The sequence below is a fragment of the Pseudomonas sp. rhizo25 genome (assembly GCF_031931935.1).
In the GTDB taxonomy this organism is placed as follows: domain Bacteria; phylum Pseudomonadota; class Gammaproteobacteria; order Pseudomonadales; family Pseudomonadaceae; genus Aquipseudomonas; species Aquipseudomonas synxantha.
On record NZ_JAUJXA010000002.1, the window covers coordinates 145,066 to 164,875 of the forward strand.

Sequence of the window (19,810 nt, forward strand, 5' to 3'; positions counted from 1 at the left end):
ATTCCTTATCCGGCGAAAGGCAGCCAAGGGCTGGCGAGGATGACGCCCAGGGTCAGCAGCGCTTGCGCGCCCAGCAGCCAGGCTTGTTTGCGCAACAGTTTGAGCGCGCCACGACGGCGTTCGCTCCAGGGCCGGCCGGCCCGTTTAGGTGATTGCAGGCCAAGGGTTTGCAGGGCCTGGTCGAGGTCCGGTGTACGTGCGGTGTCGCGGGCGAGCAGGGCAAACAGGTCGGCGTCGAGGGCCACGCGCAATGCCCAGTATTTTTGCAGCAGGCCCAGTACGATCATCCACAGGGCCAGCAGCAGGCAGATCGTCGAGATACTGGCCAACAATAGCTGGGCAAGGCCGAACAGTACGCCGAGCAGTGTCAGGCCTGTGGATAACTGATCCAGTGAGCGGCCACGGCGCAGCAGGCTGGCGACCACCTGGAGTTCCATATCAGCGGGCATGGGGCAGACCCTCCAAAGCTTCACGATGTGCGGGGTGCAGGACCACATTGGCCCGTGCTGTACGAATGATAGCCAGCGCTTGATCTAGCGTGGCGGCGCGCCCTGTGTTCAGCAGCCAGGCGGCAACGGCGGTAGCGCTGCGGGAGTAACCGAGGGCACAGCACACCAGCAAGGGCCCGTGCTGGCGCAGTTGCTCGATAGCGTGCGCGGCTTTGATGCATTCGTCGGGTGTCGGTGCGATCAGGTCAAGCACTGGCACGCAGGCATACGCGCCGCCCTGTGGATTAATCGGCAGTTCGGCGCACAGATCGACAATGGCCTTGAATGAACCTTGCTGGCGCGATGTGGGGATGCGTCCGAGCCAGACGTTATCCACAATCAGGTCGGGCTGTGGATGTTTGCGTGTCCACAGGCGCGAATTGATCCACGCACCAGCTAGATAGGGTGCATATAGCCAGCGCGCGGCGGGAGTAAGACGGCCATCTTCGCGTTTTTGAAAGCCTGACGCGCCTAGCACGAGGTAGTTGGCCTTGATCAACGCCAGGGACACCGCCGGCCACAGCAGCCACAGCCAGCCGTCGCCGAGCACGAAGGCAAGCACCGCCAGTATTAATGCACCCAGCCCATAGCGCACTCCCAGCCGCCAGCGTTGGGGATCCCGCGTCAGTCGGGCATTCACCAATGGGCTCGGGTGTTCCACAGGCCATAACCACACGCACAACCACCCTGCGAGGGCGCCTGTGGGTAAGTCGATAAAGTGATGTTGATAAGTGGTCAGCACCGAGAGACCGATCAGGGTGAACCAGCCATGCACTACCCAACGCCAGAAACCCCGGGTGTGCCGTTGATACATGACCCACAGGATCACCAGCAGCGCGATATGCAGTGACGGGGCCTGGTTGAAGGGTTTGTCAAAACCGGCCAGCACCGCGAACAGCCAGCCGAACACGCCGTCCAGTTCCGGCCGCTCGAATGTGAAGCGCAGCGGCCAGATCAGGAAGCAACTGACGGCTATGACCTGCGCACTCAGCAGGCGCAGTGCATGTTGTTTCAGTTCATGGCGTGTATTGGGTAACAGCAGGGAGAAGCCGTAGAGCAGGTCGATGGACCAGTAGGGCACGATGGTCCAGGCCCAGAACGGTATATGGGTTTCCCAGCCAAACACCAGCGTGCCGACATCGCTGCGTTGGCTGGTGACCCAGGTGGCGAAGCCATAGGTGCTGAAGAACAGCGGCGCCAATAGCAGCAGCCAGAGGGCCGCTGGTTTCAATAGACCGGGTTCGCGCATGTTCAGATCTTCTGTGCCAGGGATACCGTAAAGATGCCCCACTCATCCACGCGCTGGGTGATCTTGCGAAAGCCCGCGGCTTCGACAAGCTGGTCCATTTCCGCCTGGCTGCGCCGACGCATCACCCAGGCCTGGCCCTGGCGGTGGCTGGTAAGTGCACGGGCAATCAGCTCAAGTTGCGGGTGCCATGGCTGGCCGGTATACACCAGGTAACCGCCTGGCCCCAAGGCTTCGGCCAAGCCTGCCAGTGAGCCGCCGACCATGGCGTTATCGGCGAACAATTCATACAGGCCCGACACCACGGCCAAGGTCGGCTTGGGCTCCAGGGCGGCCAGGTCGGCGCGGTCGAACGCATCGGCTTTGACGAACTGGGCGATGTCTCCCAGGCCCTTCTCGAGAATCAGCGCGCCACCGTCGCGCACGTTGATGTCGCTGTAGTCGCGCAGCAGGATGGATTCCGGCAACGGCGACACGCCCTGCAAAGCCTCCAGAATGTAACGGCCGTGGCCGGCGGCGATATCGACAATGCGTACTTGGCGATCATCCTCACGCAGCTTGGCCATCGCCAGGCGCAGCAGCTCTTCGACGTTCAGCTTGCGCTGACGAATACCGCGCCAGCCGATGGAGTTGAGGTAGTTGGTGTCGATCATCCGCCCCAGGCCGCCCTTGCCGGTGGGTTTGTTGCGGTACACGTAGTCCAGGGTGCTGCCGGAGTCGAAACCGGTGTCGAAGCCCAGCTTTACTCCGTCCGACAGGTTCTTGCCCAGGCCCATGCTGGCGCGGGTCATGCGCCAGTACAGGTCGCGCAGGGAATTGCGTGGCAGCGGTGCGGCAAGGGATTCGGATTCGGCACAGGTGGCGCCGAGTTTGTCAGCGTCCAGCAGAGAGGCGCGATCCAGCGGGTGGGCGAAGTTCTGCAGGATAAAGCGCTTGACGCTGTTCACGGCCACGGCACGGTCACGTTCGCCAAGGGTGTCGTGGAAGAACCCGGGGAGGATATGCAGCTCTTTTTTCAGGCTGCCGAGGCGGTCGAAAAACTGCTGCTGGGGTTTACGGTGCACCACAAAATCGGAGCCGGAGACCAGCAGTTGGGTCGGCACCTGAATCGCTTGTGCATCGGCTACAACCCTATCCGCTGCTTCGTAGAGGCCCAATAGCACATTCACCGAAATGGCCTTGGTGATCAACGGATCGCTGTCGTAGGACGCTACGCGCTCCGGGTCGTGGCTGAGGAACTTGGCCTTGACGTAGCTGTTGACGAAAAAGTTGCCCCGGAACCTGCGCATCAAGGTCAGGCCTGGGCGGGCGAAGGGCACGTACAGCTTGACCTTGAAGGCCGGCGAGGCGAGCACCAGGGCGCGGATCTTCGGCGCATAGTCGTGGACCCAGGTGGCCGCGATCACCGCGCCGACGCTTTGGGCGATCACGGCGAGGTTTTGCTCTTCGATGCCGTAGGTGGCGCCGATGTGGTCACAGAAGGTCTGCACATCACGGGCACTGGTGGCAAAGCTGGGACTGTCGCCGCGCTCGCCGGGCGATTGGCCGTGGCCGCGGGCGTCCCAGGCGAAAAAATCAAACTCCGGCAAGCCCAGTTCATCTACCAGGTGGGCAATACGCCCGGAGTGCTCATGGCCGCGATGGAACAACAGGATTGCCTTGCGCGGCCCGGCGCCTGCCGTAGCCGGCCAGTGCCGGTAGAAAAGCTCGACGCCATCATGGGTACTGCAGGTGTGCTGTTGCTGTTCGCGCATCGCAAAATCCTTATGCAGAAGGGGGAGTGTGTTGTTGTTCTTTGAGGCCCTGACGCACCCGGTTGACCAAGGTGTAGGCGAGCAGGGCAGCCACCAGCCACATCACCGACTCGACCCAGCCGGCGCCGAGCCAGCCCAGCGCCACGCCGGTGGCCAGCACACCGAGTACGAAGGCCCGATCACTCTTGCCCATCGGCCCGTCATAGCGACGCGATGCACCCACCATCGGCCCCAGCACCCCGGCGTACTCGCTGAATACCGCCAGCAGCGTCACCAGCAACACTGGCGCCAGGCTCACGCCGGGTATCAGGGCAAAGGGCAGGATCAACGCGCTGTCGGCGATCACATCGCATAGCTCATTGAGGTAGGCGCCGAGCCTTGACTGCTGGCCGAATTCCCGGGCGAGCATGCCGTCGATGGCGTTGAGGGCCATGCGTACAATCATCCACAGCGGGATCAGTGCAAACAGCCAGAGCTGCTGGGCGAAAGCAGCGATCAGCAAGCCGACCAGCAAGGAAATCACCCCCGCCAGCACGGTGATCTGGTTGGCGGTGGTGCCGTTGTCGTAGAGACGCTGCATGAGAGGGCGCAGCAGGTTCTGGAACCGCGGTTTGAGTTGGTAGATGGAAATCATGGGGGGTGGCGCTTCCTTGTCCGTGAACCCGCGAAAAACTGTTCAGGAGTGTGCCGACTTATTGCCGCCGACACTAGTGATAGCTCGTGTTTATAGGGGGTTAGTCACAATCCAGAGAACACCGTGAGGCAAATGTGGGAGGGGGCTTGCTCCCGATAGCAGTGCATCAGCCAACCCATCTACTTACTGACCCAATGCCATCGGGAGCAAGCCCCCTCCCACAGGGATCCAGGCTGAGTTCAAAAGCGAACAAAAATTTCACGCTTCGTGTTATATCGTAACGAATTATGTACACGCGGGCGTTGAGTGGATGCAAGTGGATCTAGAAGCTGACGGCGCTTCGGTAGAGGGCCTTGCGCGTTTTCAACAAGGGTTGTTCCATGCCCGTCGACTGCGCCAGGCCGGCATCAGCCTGACGACCCTGGCCATCAGTGCTTGGGTACTGGCGTTGTTCGTGGCGTTGTTTGCGCCACTGTCGATCTGGCCGGTGGTGTTGATCAACTGCGCTTCGGCCTTGTTGGTACTGGTGGCCGGGTTACAGTCGGCCTGGTGGGTGGCCGATTGGCGTGCCCAGGCGCTGGAGGCGCCAAGCGTTGAACTGGTCGAAGAACCCAGCGAGCCCACCACTTGGCACAAGGGCCTGATCAACCATTTCGGCAATGGTCTGCTGGCCCAGGTCGGCGCGCCGGTGTTGTGGTTGGGTGGCTGGTCGCTGCTGGCGCTGGTCAGTGTTACCCAGTTCTGGAACCTGGCCTTGCCCGCGGCGGTCGTCGGTCAATCGGCAAGCATCGGCGCGGCGCTGGCGTTGGCGCTGGCGTTCGGTCTGCTGGTGTTTGAACGTCGCCTCGCCCAGGAAACCGCCGCCCAATGGCCGGAAGCTTCACAGCTGGCGCAGTTGAGCCGGGTGGCGATTATCTGCCTGGTGATCAGTGCAATCTGCCTGCTGTTTGCCAATGCCGAGTCGGTTTGGCCACTGCGCCTGGCGACACTGATCGGCCTGCTGCCGGCACTGGTGGCGCTGGAGTTCCTGCTCAGGGGTGTGCTGTCGCTGTTCAGCCCGCGCCAGCCGCGTCTCGAACCGCGCTTGATGGCCCAGAGTTTTATCGCCGGCCTGCTGCGTTGGCCGCCACAACCCTTGCTGGCGTTGCAGCATGAATTGCACAACCGTTTCGGTATCGACCTGCGCCAGATCTGGGCCTTTACCTACATGCGCCGGGCGTTTTTGCCGGTGTTGCTGGTGGTGCTGGCGGTCGGTTGGGCGCTGACCGGCGTGCATGAGGTGCCCCTGCAAGGCCGTGGGATTTATGAGCGCTTTGGCAAACCGGTCGAGGTGTTCGGCCCCGGCCTGCATGCGGGTTTACCGTGGCCGTTGGGCCGTGTGCTGAACATCGAAAACGGCGTGGTGCATGAGCTGGCGACCAGCGTCAGTGAAGCCGCCACTGCGCCGTTGGCCGCTGCCGAAGGCCCGGCGCCGTTGATCGCCAACCGCCTGTGGGACGCCAGCCATGTAAATGACAAATCCCAGGTCATCGCCAGCAGCAGCGGCGATAAGCAGGGCTTCCAGATCGTCAATATGGACGTGCGTTTTGTCTACCGTATCGGCCTTACCGACCAGGCCGCGCTCGCCGCCACCTATAACAGCGCTGATATCCCGACCCTGATCCGCAGTACCGCCAGCCGCATCCTGGTGCATGACTTCGCCTCGCGCACCCTTGACGAATTGCTCGGTGAACAACGCACCAGCCTCGCCGACGAAATTGGTCGCAGTGTGCAAGCCGATCTGCAAACACTCGACAGTGGTGTGGAGATCCTTGCCACGGTGGTCGAAGCGATTCACCCGCCCGCTGGAGCCGCCAACGCTTACCACGGTGTGCAAGCCGCGCAGATCGGCGCCCAGGCCCTGATCGCCCGGGAACGCGGCGCCGCCAGCGAGCAGACCAACCAAGCGCTGTTGCAAGCCAGCACTGCCCGGGATCAAGCCCAGGCCAACGCCCGCGAGGTGAATGCTGGCGCGCAAGCGGCGAACCTGCGCTTTGCCGCCGAACAAAAAGCCTATGCCGCCGCTGGCCAGGCCTTCGTGCTGGAACAGTACCTGGGCCAACTGAGCCAGGGCCTGGCCCACGCCAAGCTGCTAATTCTGGATCATCGTTTGGGTGCCGGCAGTGCGCCAACGATTGATCTGCGTTCTTTTACCTTGCCCGCCGATTCGTCGGTGCCGCGCAAAGCCGTTCAATAAGGAGTCTGTCTGTTGAGCGCTCATTCTCACGATCACGGTCATCACCATCATCACGGCCACCACCATCACCATCACGGCGATGAGCAGGCGAGCGGGCCTTTTCCTTGGCGTCGTATGGCCTGGGCGGTGTTGCTGGTGCTGTTTGCCGTGGCAGCGGCAAGCCTTGTGCAGGTGCGCTCCGGCGAGGCCACGGTGATTACCCGCTTCGGCAACCCCGCACGGGTGCTGTTGGAACCTGGCCTGGGCTGGCGCTGGCCAGCGCCGTTCGAAGCGGCGATCCCGGTGGACCTGCGCCTGCGCACCACGTCCAGCGGCCTGCAGGACGTGGGCACCCGCGATGGCCTGCGGATTATTGTGCAGGCTTATGTGGCGTGGCAGGTGCAGGGCGATGCCGACAATGTGCAGCGCTTTATGCGCGCGGTGCAGAACCAGCCGGATGAAGCGGCACGGCAGATCCGCACCTTCGTCGGTTCGGCGCTGGAGACCACCGCGGCCAGCTTTGACCTGTCCAGCCTGATCAATACCGATGCCAGCCAAGTGCGCATTGCTGATTTCGAAGCGCAGTTGCGCCAGCAGATTGATCAACAATTGCTCACCACCTATGGGGTGCGTGTGGCCCAAGTCGGCATCGAGCGCCTGACGTTGCCTTCGGTGACCCTCACCGCCACCGTTGACCGCATGCGTGCCGAGCGTGAAACCATCGCCACCGAGCGCACTGCCGTGGGCAAGCGCGAAGCGGCGCAGATCCGCTCCGCCGCTGAGCGTGATGCGCGCATCGTGCAGGCAGATGCCACGGTGAAAGCCGCCGATATCGAAGCGCAATCGCGGGTCGAAGCCGCGCAGATTTATGGCCGCGCCTACGCCGGTAATCCACAGCTGTACAACCTGCTGCGCTCGCTGGACACCTTGGGCACCGTGGTTACGCCGGGCACCAAGATCATCCTGCGCACCGATGCTGCGCCGTTCCGCGCCTTGGTGGATGGGCCGAAGGACATCCAGCCATGAGCGAGCGTGACAGCCCGGACAGCCCATGGATCCAGGCCGGGCGCCTGACGTTCCTGGCGCTGTACGCGGTCACCGTGTTGGCGGCGTTGGCCTGGGCCTTTTCCAATGTGCGCCAGATCGACCCGCAGAATCGCGCCGTGGTCCTGCACTTCGGCGCCCTTGATCGCATTCAGAACGCCGGGCTGTTGCTGGCCTGGCCGCAGCCCTTCGAGCAGGTGGTGTTGCTGCCGGCAGCGGACCGGGTGATCGAGCGCCGGGTAGAAAACCTGCTACGTTCCGACGCGGCGCTGCAGGCTGATCGCGTGGCCAGTTTCGCTACGCCGTTGAGCGATGCCTTGGCTGGCTCCGGTTATCTGCTGACGGGCGATGCCGGGGTAGTGCAGTTGGACGTGCGGGTTTTCTATAAGGTGACCGAGCCCTACGCTTTCGTATTGCAAGGCGAGCATGTGTTGCCTGCCCTGGATCGGCTGGTGACCCGCAGCGCTGTGGCCCTCACCGCGGCGCGGGATCTGGACACCATCCTGGTAGCCCGCCCGGAACTGATCGGCAGCGACAACGGCGCCGCCGAACGCCGTGAGCGGCTGCGCGGCGATCTGGTGCAAGGCATCAACAAACGCCTGGCGCAGTTGGCCGCCAACGGTTTGGGCCTGGGCGTCGAAGTCACCCGCGTCGATGTGCAATCAAGCCTGCCGGGCCCGGCGGTGAATGCTTTCAATGCGGTACTGACCGCCAGCCAGCAAGCCGATAAAGCCGTGGCCAATGCGCGCACCGAAGCGGAAAAACTCACCCAGAGCGCCAATCAGGAAGCTGACCGCCAGGTGCAAGTCGCCCACGCCCAGGCCAGCGAACGCTTGGCCAATGCCCAGGCGCAAACCGCTACTGTCGCCAGCCTGGCCCAGGTAAAAGATCCTGGCTTGCTATTGCGGCTGTACCGCGAGCGCATGCCGAAGATTCTCGGCCAGGCCGGTTCTGTCACCACCGTCGACCCCAAGGACGACTCCCGCTTGATCATCCAGGGAGCCGAACAATGAGCGCACCCATGCTGACTTCCGCCGAACAGCGTAGCGCTGCCCGGCAATTGACCCTGGCCATGCTCGCCTTGGGGCTGTTGGTACTGGGTCTGGTATGGCGCTGGCTGGCGCCGGACCAGAGCGGCGTGAGCCAGTTGCTGCTGGGCGTGGCTTCGCTGTTGGTGGCGGTGCCGGTGATGCGTTCGGCCTGGTACAGCCTGCGCTTCCCGAGCCTGCACGGCATCACTGACCAATTGATCGCCCTGGCCATGCTGGGCGCCTGGGCCACCGGCGACCTGCTGACCGCGGCGCTGTTGCCGATCATCATGATCTTCGGGCATGTGCTGGAAGAGCGCAGCGTGATCGGCTCCCAGGAAGCGATCCATGCCCTGGGCAAACTCACCCGCAGCCACGCCCGCCTGGTGCACGCGGACGGCACCATCACCGAAGTGGATAACGGCACCCTGAACACCGGCGATATCGTGGAAGTGCGCGCCGGTGACCGCGTGCCGGCCGATGGTGTAGTGCTATCCGGCCAGGCGAGCCTGGATACGGCGCCGATTACCGGCGAGTCGGTGCCATTGGAAGCCGGCGTCGGCGTGCAGGTGTTTGGAGGTGCGATCAACCTCGATGGTTTGTTACGCCTTGAAGTGACGCGCATCGGCAATGAGTCGACCCTGGGCAAAGTCATCGCTCTGATGCAGAACGCCGAGCGTTCCAAGCCGCCGATCACCCGGCTGCTGGAGCGTTATGCCGGCAGCTATATGGTGCTGGTGCTGTTGCTGGCGGCGGTGACCTGGTTTGTTACCAATGACGCCCAGGCCATGCTCGCCGTGCTGGTGGCGGCATGCCCGTGCGCCCTGGTGTTGTCGGCGCCGGCCACGGCGATTGCCGGGATCGCCGTGGCGGCGCGTCACGGGATTCTGATTCGCAGCTCGGCGTTCCTCGAAGAGCTGGCTGACCTGACGTCGCTGGTGGTCGACAAGACCGGCACCCTGACCTTTGGCACTTTGCGCCTGCAGTCTATCGACACCACCGCGCCGGATCGCCAGGCGCTGCTGAACCTGGCGGCCAGCCTCGGCTCCGCGAGCAGTCACCCGGTCAGCCGAGCGTTGGCGGGGTTGGCGACCCAGGAACAAATGCTGGTACTCACCGACATCCGCGAGCGCCAGGGCCTGGGTGTGGTAGCGCAGACCGAGCAGGGCGAAGCGGCGCTCGGGCGCCCGGAATTGTTCGAACAGTTGGGCATCGTCACTACCGGCGTTCCCACCCATGACGGCCCGATCGCCGGGCTGGCGTTGAACGGCGAGTTCCTGGCCTGGATGTTGCTGGCCGACAGCGTCAAGCCGGAAGCGCGCCAGGCCCTGCAAGAACTGCGGGACTTGGGCCTGGGCCGCCAATTGCTACTGACCGGTGACCGCCAGAGCGTGGCCGATAGCCTGGCGCTGGATGTGGGTATCAGTGATGTCGAAGCCCAGGCCCTGCCGGAAGACAAGCTCAACCGCGTGCTGGGGGAAATCAGCAGCGGCTTCCGGCCGATGGTGGTGGGCGATGGCATCAACGACTCCCTGGCGCTCAAGGCCGGTGTGGTCGGCGTGGCGATGGGCGCGGGCGGTGCGGACATCGCCCTGGCGTCGGCTGACGTGGTGTTGATCGGCAGCGACTTGCGCCGCCTGGGCACCTGCGTGCGCTTGAGTCGCCGGTGCCGGCAGACGTTGCAGGTGAACGTGATCATCGGCTTGGGCTGGACCCTGGCCATCGTAGTGTTCGCAGCGTTTGGCTGGCTGGGTGCGGCTGGCGCCATGATCGCGGCGGTGTTACATAACCTCAGCACCTTGCTGGTGCTGGGTAACGCCGGGCGTTTATTGCGCTTCCAGGAGCCGCTGTTGAAGCTTGAGGATTAATTTCGGAAAAATTTGCTCACAGCTGTAACGCTGATAAGGGGCCTCACTCTAGTGGTGTGTCGAGACTGCGCAATCCGTTCAGACCGACTCCACTACAGATCTATGAGGACTACACAATGAACATCAAACACGCTGTTTCCGGTGCTGCCCTGGCTATCGCTGCCGCCTCCATGTTTGCCGGTGTCGCCACTCAGGTACAGGCTGCCGACGCATCCGTTCATTGTTACGGCGTCACCTCCTGCAAAGGCATGAACGATTGCAAGACCGCCGAAAACGCCTGCAAAGGCCAGGCTGTCTGCAAAGGCCACGGCTTCAAGGCTATGACCAAGGCTGCTTGCGACGAGGCTGGCGGCAAAGTCGGCGAGTAAGCGACAACCGAGTGCAACTGCAGCGGTCCCGCTCCACCGCTGCGGACACTTTTGCGGGAGTTCATGATGAGCAGTTCCTTCCCCTCCCTGGGTTACGGCCTGGGTTTACGCAACGAATACTATGAGCAGATCCTGGCGCAATCCCCTGCGGTGGATTGGTTCGAAGTGATCTCCGAGAATTATCTGGTGCCGGGCGGCAAAGCCTTGTACTACCTGGATGCTATAGCCGAGCGCTATCCCCTGGTGATGCACGGGGTGTCCTTGTCCATCGGCGGGCCCCATGCCCTCGATACCGATTACCTGGAGCAAATCAAACAGCTCGCCGAGCGCATCCAGCCGGCGTGGATTTCCGATCACCTGTGCTGGAGCCGCGGCAACGCGCACCAGTTGCATGACCTGCTGCCTCTACCCTACACCGAAGAAAGTCTCTATCACGTGGCCGGCCGTGTGCGTCAGGTACAGGATGTGTTGCAGCGCCCGCTGGTACTGGAAAACGTCTCCAGCTATGTGCGCTCCAAGGCCGATGACTTTACCGAGTGGGAATTCCTCAACGCCCTGGCCCACCTGAGCGGATGCCAGTTGTTGTTGGACGTCAATAACGTCTACGTCAGCTCGCGTAACCATGGGTTCGATGCCTGGACGTTTATTCGCAACCTGCCGCTCCAGAGCATTCGCCAACTGCACCTGGCAGGGCATATGGACTACGGCGACTATGTGGTCGACACCCATGACCATCCGGTGTGCGATCCGGTATGGGCGCTGTATCAGCAGACCCTGGAGCACTTGGGGCCGGTGTCGACACTGTTGGAACGCGATGATCATTTCCCGCCGTTCGAAGAGTTACTCACCGAATTGAGCAAAGCACGTGAACTTGGGACCAGCGCCTTGGCCCGGAGATCGTTATGCGCCTGATCGACTGGCAGTTGGCTTTTGAGCAGCATCTGTTGTCCGAAACGTGCATCGCCAACGGTGGCTTTGCCGCCACCTTGCTGGGTGGGCCGACGATGGATGTAGACACGGGGCTGGCCATTTATCACAACGCCTACCTGTCGCGATTGCAGGAAGTGCTGCGCCATGACTTCGGCGCCATCTGGTATTGGCTGGGAGATGATGAGTTTGCCTTGCTGACCCAAGCCTATATCCGTCGATATCCCTCGGCCCACTACAGCCTGCGCTGGCTGGGTGAACGCTTTGCAGTGTTTATCCTTGAGCACCTGGTCGCAGAACAAAGTGCGCCGCTGGCTGAAATGGCGCGCTTGGAGTGGGCGTTCACCCTGGCGTTTGATGCGCCCCAGGGTGCGCCGCTGACCTTGAATGACATGGCGCAACTGGCGCCTGAAGACTGGCCGGCGTTACAGGTCACCCCCGCGCCCTCAGTGCAGCAGTTGCTTTGCCGTTTCAATACGGTGGCGATCTGGCGCGCCAGCAAGGAGCAATTGGATTTCCCCGGCAGCCAAGCTCTGAATCTGGCGCAAATCTGCCTGGTGTGGCGCCATGAGAATGTGTGCCACTACCGCAGCCTGGAGCCCGAAGAAGCCTGTGCTCTGGCGGGGATGGTGACCACCGGTTGGAGTTTTTCAGAACTGTGTGCGCAGTTGGCAGTCACTTATGAAGAGGGCGCACCACTGCAAGCGGCCACATGGCTGAAGCAGTGGATCCAGAACGGTTTGCTCGAGCGACGAGTGCCATAGAAAGGTGCTATCGATCGATAGCTTCCTACTTTGTTTAGGATGGTCTACCCTCACAGCAGACGTCTGAAACAAGGGGGGACTACTCATGCTCGCGCAACTTCCACCAGCCTTACAGAATCTTCAGCTACCGCTGCGTCTTCGACTCTGGGACGGCCATGAATTCAACTTGGGCCCCGAGCCCAGTGTGACCATCGTGGTCAAGGATCCCACGGTCGTGTCCAAGCTGAGCCATCCAACGCTCGACTCTCTGGGCGAAGCTTTCGTCGAAGGCAAACTGGAGCTGGAAGGCTCCATCGCCGAAGTGATCCGGGTTTGTGACGAACTGAGTCACGCCTTGGTCGATGACGACGAGGGCAGCCGTCCAGTGCGCTCTATCCATGACAAGGCCACCGATGCGGCAGCCATTTCCTATCACTACGACTTGTCCAACGAGTTCTACCAGCTCTGGCTGGACCAGGACATGGCGTACTCCTGCGGTTATTTCGAAACCGGCAGCGAATCCATCGACCAGGCCCAGCAAGACAAATTCCGCCACCTGTGCCGCAAGTTGCGGCTGCAGCCGGGTGAGTATTTGCTTGATGTGGGTTGTGGTTGGGGCGGACTTGCGCGGTTTGCGGCGCGGGAATTCGGGGTCAAGGTGTTTGGCATCACCCTGAGCAAGGAACAACTGGCGCTGGCCAAGGAGCGCGTGAAAGCCGAAGGCCTGGAAGATCAGGTCGACCTGCAACTGCTCGACTACCGCGACCTGCCCCAGGACGGTCGTTTCGACAAAGTGGTGAGCGTGGGTATGTTCGAACACGTCGGCCATGCCAACCTGGCGCAATATTGCCGAACCCTGTTTGGCGCCGTACGCGAAGGTGGCCTGGTGATGAACCATGGCATTACCGCCAAGCACACTGATGGCCGCCCAGTAGGCCGTGGCGCCGGGGACTTTATCGAACGCTACGTATTTCCCAATGGTGAGCTGCCGCACCTGGCGATGATGACCGCTGAGATCAGTGAAGCCGGGCTCGAAGTGGTCGATGTCGAAAGCCTGCGTTTGCACTACGCACGCACTCTGGATCATTGGAGCGAGCGCCTGGAAGACAACCTGGAAGCGGCGGCGAAGATGGTGCCGGAGCAGGCGTTGCGCATCTGGCGTCTGTACCTGGCCGGTTGCGCGTATGCGTTTGCCCGGGGCTGGATCAACCTGCACCAGATCCTGGCGGTGAAACCTCACGCCGATGGCAGCCATGAACTGCCCTGGACGCGGGAAGATCTCTATCGCTGAAACACTGATCACGCAAACGCAGAAGATCAAAATGTGGGAGGGAGCAAGCCCCCTCCCACATGTTCCCCCTGTTTTGTCTGTTAGAGGATCGGTGAGATCAGGCGCGCCACCCGCATCCCCAATTGCTGCAGGCGGCGAGTCTCACGGCTTTCCTCCTGGCTGACCTCATGGGACAGGGCGAAATCGTCCAGCAGCATGTGTTCAACCTGGCTGGCGAAGGCTTCATCCACCGTCAGCAACATCACTTCGAAATTCAGCCGGAATGAACGGTTGTCCATGTTGGCGCTGCCAATGGCGCTGATTTCCCTGTCCACCAACACCACCTTCTGATGCAGAAACCCTGGCGTGTAGCGGAACACACGCACGCCTGCGCGCACCGCTTCGATGGCGTAAAGGCTGGAGGCGGCATACACGATGCGGTGGTCGGGCCGAGATGGCAGCAGCAGGCGCACGTCCACCCCACGCAGCACCGCCAGGCGCAGGGCGGCAAATACGGCTTCGTCGGGAACGAAGTAGGGGCTGGTGATCCAGACTCGTTCGGTCGCCGCGTGAATGGCCTCGACGAAAAACAGCGAGCAGGTTTCATAGGGGTCGGCCGGGCCGCTGGCGAGCAGTTGGCAGAGCACGCCGTCTTCAGGATAAGCGTCCGGCAGAATCAGTGGTGGCAGCTCCCGCGCAGCCCAGAACCAGTCCTCGGCAAACGATTCCTGCAGACACGCCACTACCGGGCCGGTGACCTGCACATGGGTGTCGCGCCATGGCGCCAACGGTGGTTTCTTGCCCAGGTATTCATCGCCGACGTTATGCCCGCCGACAAACCCGGTGAGGCCGTCCACCACCACGATCTTACGGTGGTTGCGAAAGTTGACCTGGAAACGATTAAGCCAGCCGCTGCGGGTGGCGAAGGCCTTGACCTGCACCCCGGCGTCGCGCAGCGATTGCACGTAGCGATGGGGCAGGGCATGGCTGCCGATGCGGTCGTACAGCACGTAGATCGCCACGCCTTGGGCGGCCTTTTGCTTCAACAGGGCCTGCAACTGGCGGCCCAGTTCATCGTCATGAATGATGAAGAATTGGAACAGCACGGCGGTGTTGGCGTTGCGAATGGCCTCGAAGATCGCGCCGAACGTGGCATCGCCATTGATCAGCAAACGCACTTCGTTATTGGCCAGGCATGGCATGCGCCCCAGCTTGGGCATGGCGCGCAGGGAGGCATAGGCGCTGGAGTTGCGTGCCGCGAGGGCTTCCTCTACCCATGGGCGCCAGTTCAGCTCGGTGATCGCCGTGTGCATTTCCTGGTTGGCCTGGCGCCGGGCCTGGATGTACGCGTCGAAGGTGCTGCGGCCGAAAATCAGGTAGGGGATCAGCGTCAGGTAAGGCATGAACATCAGCGACAAGGCCCAGGCGATCGAGCCCTGGGCGGTGCGGACGGTCAGTACCGCGTGAATTGCGGCGAGGCTCCCGAGAACGTGCAGCGTGGCAATGAAGTAGGCGAGCAGGTGCGGGCCAAAGAAATCCATGAACGACGTAACTCCAGGCAGTCCAGTGCGTAACAGACCATGAACGACGGCGAATGTCGCTATTTTATTTGCCGTGCAACACTGGCTGCTTTGCGGCGTCTAACGCCGACAATTACCCAGGAGTTACCCGATGAATGCTCGTCTGCTAGGTTTGGCCATGGTTGTTGGGTTGTCGCTGCCGGTGGCGGCGCAGGCGCAGATGCTGGCGCCGGGCTTGTGGGAATTGACCACCAGCAATATGAAGGTCGATAACCAGGACCTGCCGGACCTGTCGCTGATCCTCGGTCAGCTCAAGCAACAGATGACCCCTGAACAGCGCGCCATGCTCGAAAAGCAAGGCATCAACATGGCCGGTAAGGGTGTGCAGGTGTGCCTTACCCCTGCCCAGGTTGCCTCCGACTCTATCCCGCTGACCGACCCTCAATCGGGGTGCAAACAGGAAGTGACCGACAAGAGCGGCAACCAGTGGAAATTCCGTTTCAGCTGCCCGAAAGCCCAAGGCACAGGCGTAGCGACATTTCAGAGCCAGAAAGAATTCACCACCACCGTCAACGGTACGTTCAATGCCACCGGCATCCAGCAGAAAGGCAGCCTGGACAGCCACGCCCAATGGCTGGGCAACGATTGCGGTACGGTCAAACCCCGCGCTTAACGCAGAACATGCGGGACGGCCCTGGCCGTTGTGACAGGCCAGGTGCCCGGAAACCAGCGCGTGCTGGCTCAGAACTCGTTTTGCAGGGCTTTGTAGCCGCGCACGAGGTCGACGTTGGTGCGCGCCACGTCTTCGGAAAACTCCGAGGCACTGACACTCACCGGCGGGAATTGCGACAAGTCGGTGTTGGGCCCAATGCGAGTGGTGGAGGGCACGTAGAAGGCGGCGGGCAGGTCGCGGCCGTCGACCACTGAGTTGTGGCGCACCACGCAACCATCGCCCACGCCGCAGTTGAACAGCACGCTGTTGAAACCGATAAACACGCGATCGCCGACTGTACAGGGGCCATGGACGATGGAGCGGTGGGCGATGGAGGTGAACTCGCCGATGGTCACCGCTGCGCCGGACTTGGAATGGATGACCACGCCGTCCTGGATGTTGGAGTTGGCGCCGATGGTAATCGGGTCCATGGCGCCGCTGGCGTCGACTTCGTCTGCGCGGATCACGGCATAGGGGCCGACGAACACGTTCTCGCCGATAATGACTTTGCCGCAGATGATCGCGGTTTTGTCCACGTAGGCCGATTCAGCAATCACCGGCAGGTCGCCGGAAGGGTTCTTGCGGATCATGGCTTGCTCAAGGCTGCGTAGAGGGTATTGAGGTTGTATTCGAATAGGCCGGTAAAGGTGCTGGCCGGGCCTTCTGCGGCGAGAGCGTCGGAGTACAGCGTGCCGCCGATCTGTGCGCCGCTTTCATCAGCGATCTGCTTGAGCAGGCGCGCATCCTTGATGTTTTCCATGAATACGGCTTTGACCTTGTCCTTGCGAATCTGGGTGATCAGCGCGGCGACTTCGGCGGCCGAAGGGTCACGCTCGGTGGACAAGCCTTGGGGCGCGAGGAACTGGATACCATAGGCCTGGCCCAGGTAACCGAAGGCGTCATGGGAGGTGACGATGCGACGGTTGCCCGGCGGCAGGGCGCCGAACTTGGCCTTGGCGTCGGCCAGCAGGCTGTGGATTTGTTTCAGGTAGGCCTGGCTGTTTCGCAGGTAGTCGGTGGTGTTGGCCGGGTCGGCGGCCACCAGCGCCTTGGTGATATTGCTCACGTAGATTTCGGCGTTGGCCAGGTTGTGCCAGGCGTGTGGGTCGGGAATGGTTTCGCCATCTTCGTCCATGGTGTGGGAAATCACGCCTTTGCTAGCGGTGACCACAGTGGCCTTGGTTTCGGTGCTGGTCACCAGGCGATCCAGCCATGGCTCGAAACCAAGCCCGTTCTTGATGATGACCCGGGCCTTGAGCAGTGCCTTGGCATCATCCGGGGTGGGTTCATAGGTATGGGCGTCAGCGTCCGGGCCGACCATGTTGCTGATCTGGATATGGTCGCCTCCGATCTGGTGGGTGATGTCATCGAGAATACTGAAGCTGGTGACCACCTGGAGTTTGTCCGCAGCGTGAGCCATCGAAAGCGGCAGTAGCAGACTGAACAGCACGAGTAGGGCGCGCATCGGGAAACACCTCATTGGGATGAAAGCAAAGGCGGGCGGCGCAACAAGCCATGCACCGGACCGAACACCACGGACAGCAGATACCCGGCGCCCGCCACCAGCACAATGGCCGGGCCGCTGGGCAGTGAGTAGTAGAACGACAGCAACAACCCTAGCCATACCGATAGGCATCCCAGCACTGCCGCTACCGCCATCAGTACCGGCAGGCGTCGGCTCCAGAAGCGTGAAGCGATGGCCGGCAGCATCATCAAGCCCACCACCATCAAGGCGCCGATAGCCTGAAAACCGATCACCAGGTTCAGCACCACCAGGGTCAGGAACACGCCATGGGCAAGCGGGCCGAGACGGCTGACAGTCTGCAGAAACAGCGGGTCAAGGGTGTCGAGCAGCAGCGGTTTGTAGATCAGCGCCATGGCGATCAGGCTGAAACCTGAGACCCAGAGCATGCCGGTGAGGGTGGTTTGATCCACCGCCAGGGCTGAACCGAACAGCAGGTGCAGCAGGTCCAGGCGTTTGCCGGCAAGGCCCAGGATCAGTACGCCGGCAGCGAGGGAAATGGGATAGATGGCGGCGAGGCTGGCGTCTTCGCGCAGGCCGGTGCGACGGGTGATCCACGCGGCCAGGCCGGCCATGCTCAGGCCGGCGCCGAGGCCGCCAATGGTCAGCGCGGGCAGGCTCAAGCCTGCGAACCAGAAGCCCAGGGCGGCGCCGGGCAAGATGCCGTGTGCCACCGCGTCACCGATCAGGCTCATGCGCCGCAGGATCAGAAACACCCCCAGCGGCGCGGTGCTGCAGGCGAGCACCAACCCGCCGATAAGTGCACGGCGCATAAACACGAATTCATGGAACGGCATCCACAGGTGGGCGCTAAGGTGCATCAGGCCACCTGCATCTGTGGTTGCGGGCGGATCAGCGCCTTGCTGGGGCCGAAGATGCAGCCGGTGTTCTTGATCTGCACCACCTGCTGGGTGTGATAGCGCACAGATGCCAGGTCATGACAGACGACGATCAGCGTGCGGCCCTCACTATGCCAGGCGTGGATATGTTGCCAGCACAGGGCCTGGCCGTCCTCGTCGAGGGCGGCGTGGGGTTCGTCAAGCAACAGGATCGGCGCATCGGCCAGGCTCATGCGGGCGAGCAGGGCACGTTGCAGTTCACCTCCGGACAACGCCATCAACGGCCGATGTTCCAGGCCACTGAGGCACCAGTCGTCCAGTACCTCTTGCAGGCGTTGGCTGCGTTCCTCGCTGGTGTACCGGGTACGCCAAAAACCGGCGGCGACCAATTCTTGCAAGCTGATGGGGAACTGGCGATCCAAGTGTTGCTGCTGGGGCAGGAACGACAGGCCACCACGGCGTGGAACATCCATACTGACCTTTCCCGACAATGGCTTTTGCAGGCCAGCAATGACTTTGAGCAAACTGCTCTTGCCCGTGCCGTTGGCGCCGATGATGCCGGTGAGGCTGCCTTTTTCCAGCGTCAAATCCAGTGCCGGCGTCAGTGGTTGACCGGGAGCGCCCCAGCGCAGAGCGTTACAGGTGATCATGCCAGGTCTCTCGTCCAGCGGCTTTCAGCCACGGCATCATGCGCGTGCAGGCTTTCGGCATGGATCACTTTGAGGTGGAAGGCTTTGACCGCGTCCGAGCGTTTCAAGGCGAGGTTCAGGCGGCGAGCGGCATCTTCGCAGAACATCAGGTTCTGCCCGTTGGCCAGGGCGAAGGCTTGTTCGTCCGCGCGTTTCACTGCGGTTTGCACAGCGGTGCCGAGGGCGGCTTCGGCACTGTTGATCAAGTCGACTATCGCCAGCTCATTACCTTGCAGGTGAACGTGTAACTGCGCACTGCTGCGCTGGCTATGAGGCGTGGCGACAATGCCATTGGCGCTGCCGAGCCAGGCCAACACGTCTTCGTGCTGCAACGGTGAGTTGGTGAAGTCCTCGAGAAATTGCTGCTGAATCAACTGCCTGGCGAGGGCGGCAGAACATGGGCAGGTTGAAGAATAAGTAACGTCAATTTTTAGTTCCACGTGGAACATCTGTTTTTCCAACCGCGCTTCGATGCTCACCGGGTAACTTTTCCAGCCCGCTAATGGGCTGACCAGCGCCGGGCGCTTAAGCAGCAGATCGGTGTGGATACGCAGGTAGGCGTTCTTAGATAAACCTTCATGACTGGCGAGAAATCGAAGCAGTACATTACGCAGAAGTGGAGGTGTGAGTGGTTGCTGGTCGAGCATTTCCAGCGCCAGGTAAAGGCGTGACATATGAATGCCACGGGCCGTGCCGTCGTCCAGGCTGACGCCGGCATCGGCAGTGGCGGTCAGGCACTGACCGTCAATCAAAATAGGCAAGGCGATGCCGCACATGCCCACCCAGTCGAGTGGCAAGGCTTGGCGTGAAGCCTGCGCGGCGATATCCGGCAGAGTCAGCGCATTCATAAGCAGGTCCATCGTTGGAAATAATTCGTCATGTTATAGTATAACAATATTTACTACGATGAAATTTCTACTCCAGCCTTTGTTCAGTCATGTCG

Annotated in this window: 19 protein-coding genes; 9 read left to right on the plus strand and 10 right to left on the minus strand. The window is 61.8% G+C overall.

Annotated features, from left to right (window positions below; translation table 11 throughout):
• Nucleotides 1-5 precede the first annotated feature (5 nt).
• From QZR30_RS04310 to QZR30_RS04325, 4 genes are read right to left on the minus strand one after another with little or no spacing between them, the layout of a single operon-like run.
• Entirely contained in the window at nt 6-449 is a 444-nt protein-coding gene (locus QZR30_RS04310; RefSeq protein ID WP_056847514.1) for a hypothetical protein, read from the minus strand.
• Entirely contained in the window at nt 439-1,737 is a 1,299-nt protein-coding gene (locus QZR30_RS04315; RefSeq protein ID WP_311902968.1) for a phosphatase PAP2/dual specificity phosphatase family protein, read from the minus strand. The genes QZR30_RS04310 and QZR30_RS04315 overlap by 11 nt, the downstream gene beginning before the upstream one ends.
• Nucleotides 1,738-1,739: 2 nt before the next feature.
• Nucleotides 1,740-3,488 (minus strand): bifunctional alpha/beta hydrolase/class I SAM-dependent methyltransferase, encoded by a 1,749-nt coding sequence (locus tag QZR30_RS04320; protein WP_311902969.1) that lies wholly within the window; start codon nt 3,486-3,488, stop codon nt 1,740-1,742.
• Nucleotides 3,489-3,498: 10 nt separating this feature from the next.
• Nucleotides 3,499-4,122, minus strand: a complete 624-nt coding sequence (locus QZR30_RS04325) for a CDP-alcohol phosphatidyltransferase family protein (RefSeq protein WP_311902970.1) — start codon at nt 4,120-4,122, stop codon at nt 3,499-3,501.
• A gap of 310 nt (nt 4,123-4,432) precedes the next feature.
• Here QZR30_RS04325 and hflK (QZR30_RS04330) point away from each other — a divergent pair, with 310 nt between their 5' ends.
• The 8 genes from hflK (QZR30_RS04330) (at nt 4,433) to cfaB (ending at nt 13,606) form a co-directional block, all read left to right on the plus strand.
• Nucleotides 4,433-6,358 carry a protease modulator HflK gene (hflK, locus tag QZR30_RS04330; RefSeq protein ID WP_311902971.1) on the plus strand — a complete coding sequence of 642 codons (1,926 nt, stop codon included), beginning with the start codon at nt 4,433-4,435 and terminating at the stop codon, nt 6,356-6,358.
• A 9-nt stretch (nt 6,359-6,367) separates the two neighbouring features.
• Entirely contained in the window at nt 6,368-7,363 is a 996-nt protein-coding gene (hflC, locus tag QZR30_RS04335) for a protease modulator HflC (RefSeq protein ID WP_162252761.1), read from the plus strand.
• A complete protein-coding gene (gene hflK / locus QZR30_RS04340) occupies nt 7,360-8,394 on the plus strand; it encodes a protease modulator HflK (RefSeq protein WP_059396735.1) in 1,035 nt (344 codons plus the stop codon). Before hflC ends, hflK (QZR30_RS04340) begins: the two co-directional genes overlap by 4 nt.
• Nucleotides 8,391-10,277: a heavy metal translocating P-type ATPase gene (locus QZR30_RS04345; protein ID WP_274357201.1), complete on the plus strand. Its 1,887-nt coding sequence runs from the start codon at nt 8,391-8,393 to the stop codon at nt 10,275-10,277. Before hflK (QZR30_RS04340) ends, QZR30_RS04345 begins: the two co-directional genes overlap by 4 nt.
• 116 nt (nt 10,278-10,393) lie before the next feature.
• Nucleotides 10,394-10,645, plus strand: coding sequence for a BufA2 family periplasmic bufferin-type metallophore (gene bufA2, locus QZR30_RS04350; RefSeq protein WP_046070181.1), 252 nt, complete (start codon nt 10,394-10,396; stop codon nt 10,643-10,645).
• A gap of 66 nt (nt 10,646-10,711) precedes the next feature.
• Nucleotides 10,712-11,557: an MNIO family bufferin maturase gene (bufB, locus tag QZR30_RS04355; protein ID WP_311902972.1), complete on the plus strand. Its 846-nt coding sequence runs from the start codon at nt 10,712-10,714 to the stop codon at nt 11,555-11,557.
• Nucleotides 11,548-12,336, plus strand: coding sequence for a DNA-binding domain-containing protein (locus tag QZR30_RS04360; RefSeq protein WP_311902973.1), 789 nt, complete (start codon nt 11,548-11,550; stop codon nt 12,334-12,336). The genes bufB and QZR30_RS04360 overlap by 10 nt, the downstream gene beginning before the upstream one ends.
• Before the next feature lie 85 nt (nt 12,337-12,421).
• Nucleotides 12,422-13,606, plus strand: a complete 1,185-nt coding sequence (gene cfaB, locus QZR30_RS04365; protein WP_056847506.1) for a C17 cyclopropane fatty acid synthase CfaB — start codon at nt 12,422-12,424, stop codon at nt 13,604-13,606.
• An 80-nt stretch (nt 13,607-13,686) separates the two neighbouring features.
• On the opposite strand, the gene cls is transcribed toward cfaB, so the two are convergent.
• A complete protein-coding gene (gene cls, locus QZR30_RS04370) occupies nt 13,687-15,126 on the minus strand; it encodes a cardiolipin synthase (RefSeq protein WP_046070177.1) in 1,440 nt (479 codons plus the stop codon).
• A gap of 130 nt (nt 15,127-15,256) precedes the next feature.
• Here cls and QZR30_RS04375 point away from each other — a divergent pair, with 130 nt between their 5' ends.
• A complete protein-coding gene (locus QZR30_RS04375) occupies nt 15,257-15,778 on the plus strand; it encodes a DUF3617 domain-containing protein (protein ID WP_034116524.1) in 522 nt (173 codons plus the stop codon).
• 68 nt (nt 15,779-15,846) lie between these two features.
• Here QZR30_RS04375 and QZR30_RS04380 read toward each other — a convergent pair whose 3' ends face one another.
• Genes QZR30_RS04380 through folE2 form a run of 5 tightly spaced genes read right to left on the minus strand, consistent with a single transcriptional unit; the run spans nt 15,847 to nt 19,715 of the window.
• Nucleotides 15,847-16,407 (minus strand): gamma carbonic anhydrase family protein, encoded by a 561-nt coding sequence (locus QZR30_RS04380; protein WP_046070176.1) that lies wholly within the window; start codon nt 16,405-16,407, stop codon nt 15,847-15,849.
• Nucleotides 16,404-17,282, minus strand: a complete 879-nt coding sequence (locus QZR30_RS04385) for a metal ABC transporter substrate-binding protein (RefSeq protein WP_046070175.1) — start codon at nt 17,280-17,282, stop codon at nt 16,404-16,406. Before QZR30_RS04385 ends, QZR30_RS04380 begins: the two co-directional genes overlap by 4 nt.
• 11 nt (nt 17,283-17,293) lie before the next feature.
• Nucleotides 17,294-18,160, minus strand: coding sequence for a metal ABC transporter permease (locus QZR30_RS04390; RefSeq protein WP_059396730.1), 867 nt, complete (start codon nt 18,158-18,160; stop codon nt 17,294-17,296).
• Nucleotides 18,160-18,828, minus strand: a complete 669-nt coding sequence (locus QZR30_RS04395) for a metal ABC transporter ATP-binding protein (protein ID WP_311902974.1) — start codon at nt 18,826-18,828, stop codon at nt 18,160-18,162. Before QZR30_RS04395 ends, QZR30_RS04390 begins: the two co-directional genes overlap by 1 nt.
• Nucleotides 18,825-19,715, minus strand: coding sequence for a GTP cyclohydrolase FolE2 (gene folE2 / locus QZR30_RS04400; RefSeq protein ID WP_311902975.1), 891 nt, complete (start codon nt 19,713-19,715; stop codon nt 18,825-18,827). Before folE2 ends, QZR30_RS04395 begins: the two co-directional genes overlap by 4 nt.
• Nucleotides 19,716-19,810: the final 95 nt, after the last annotated feature.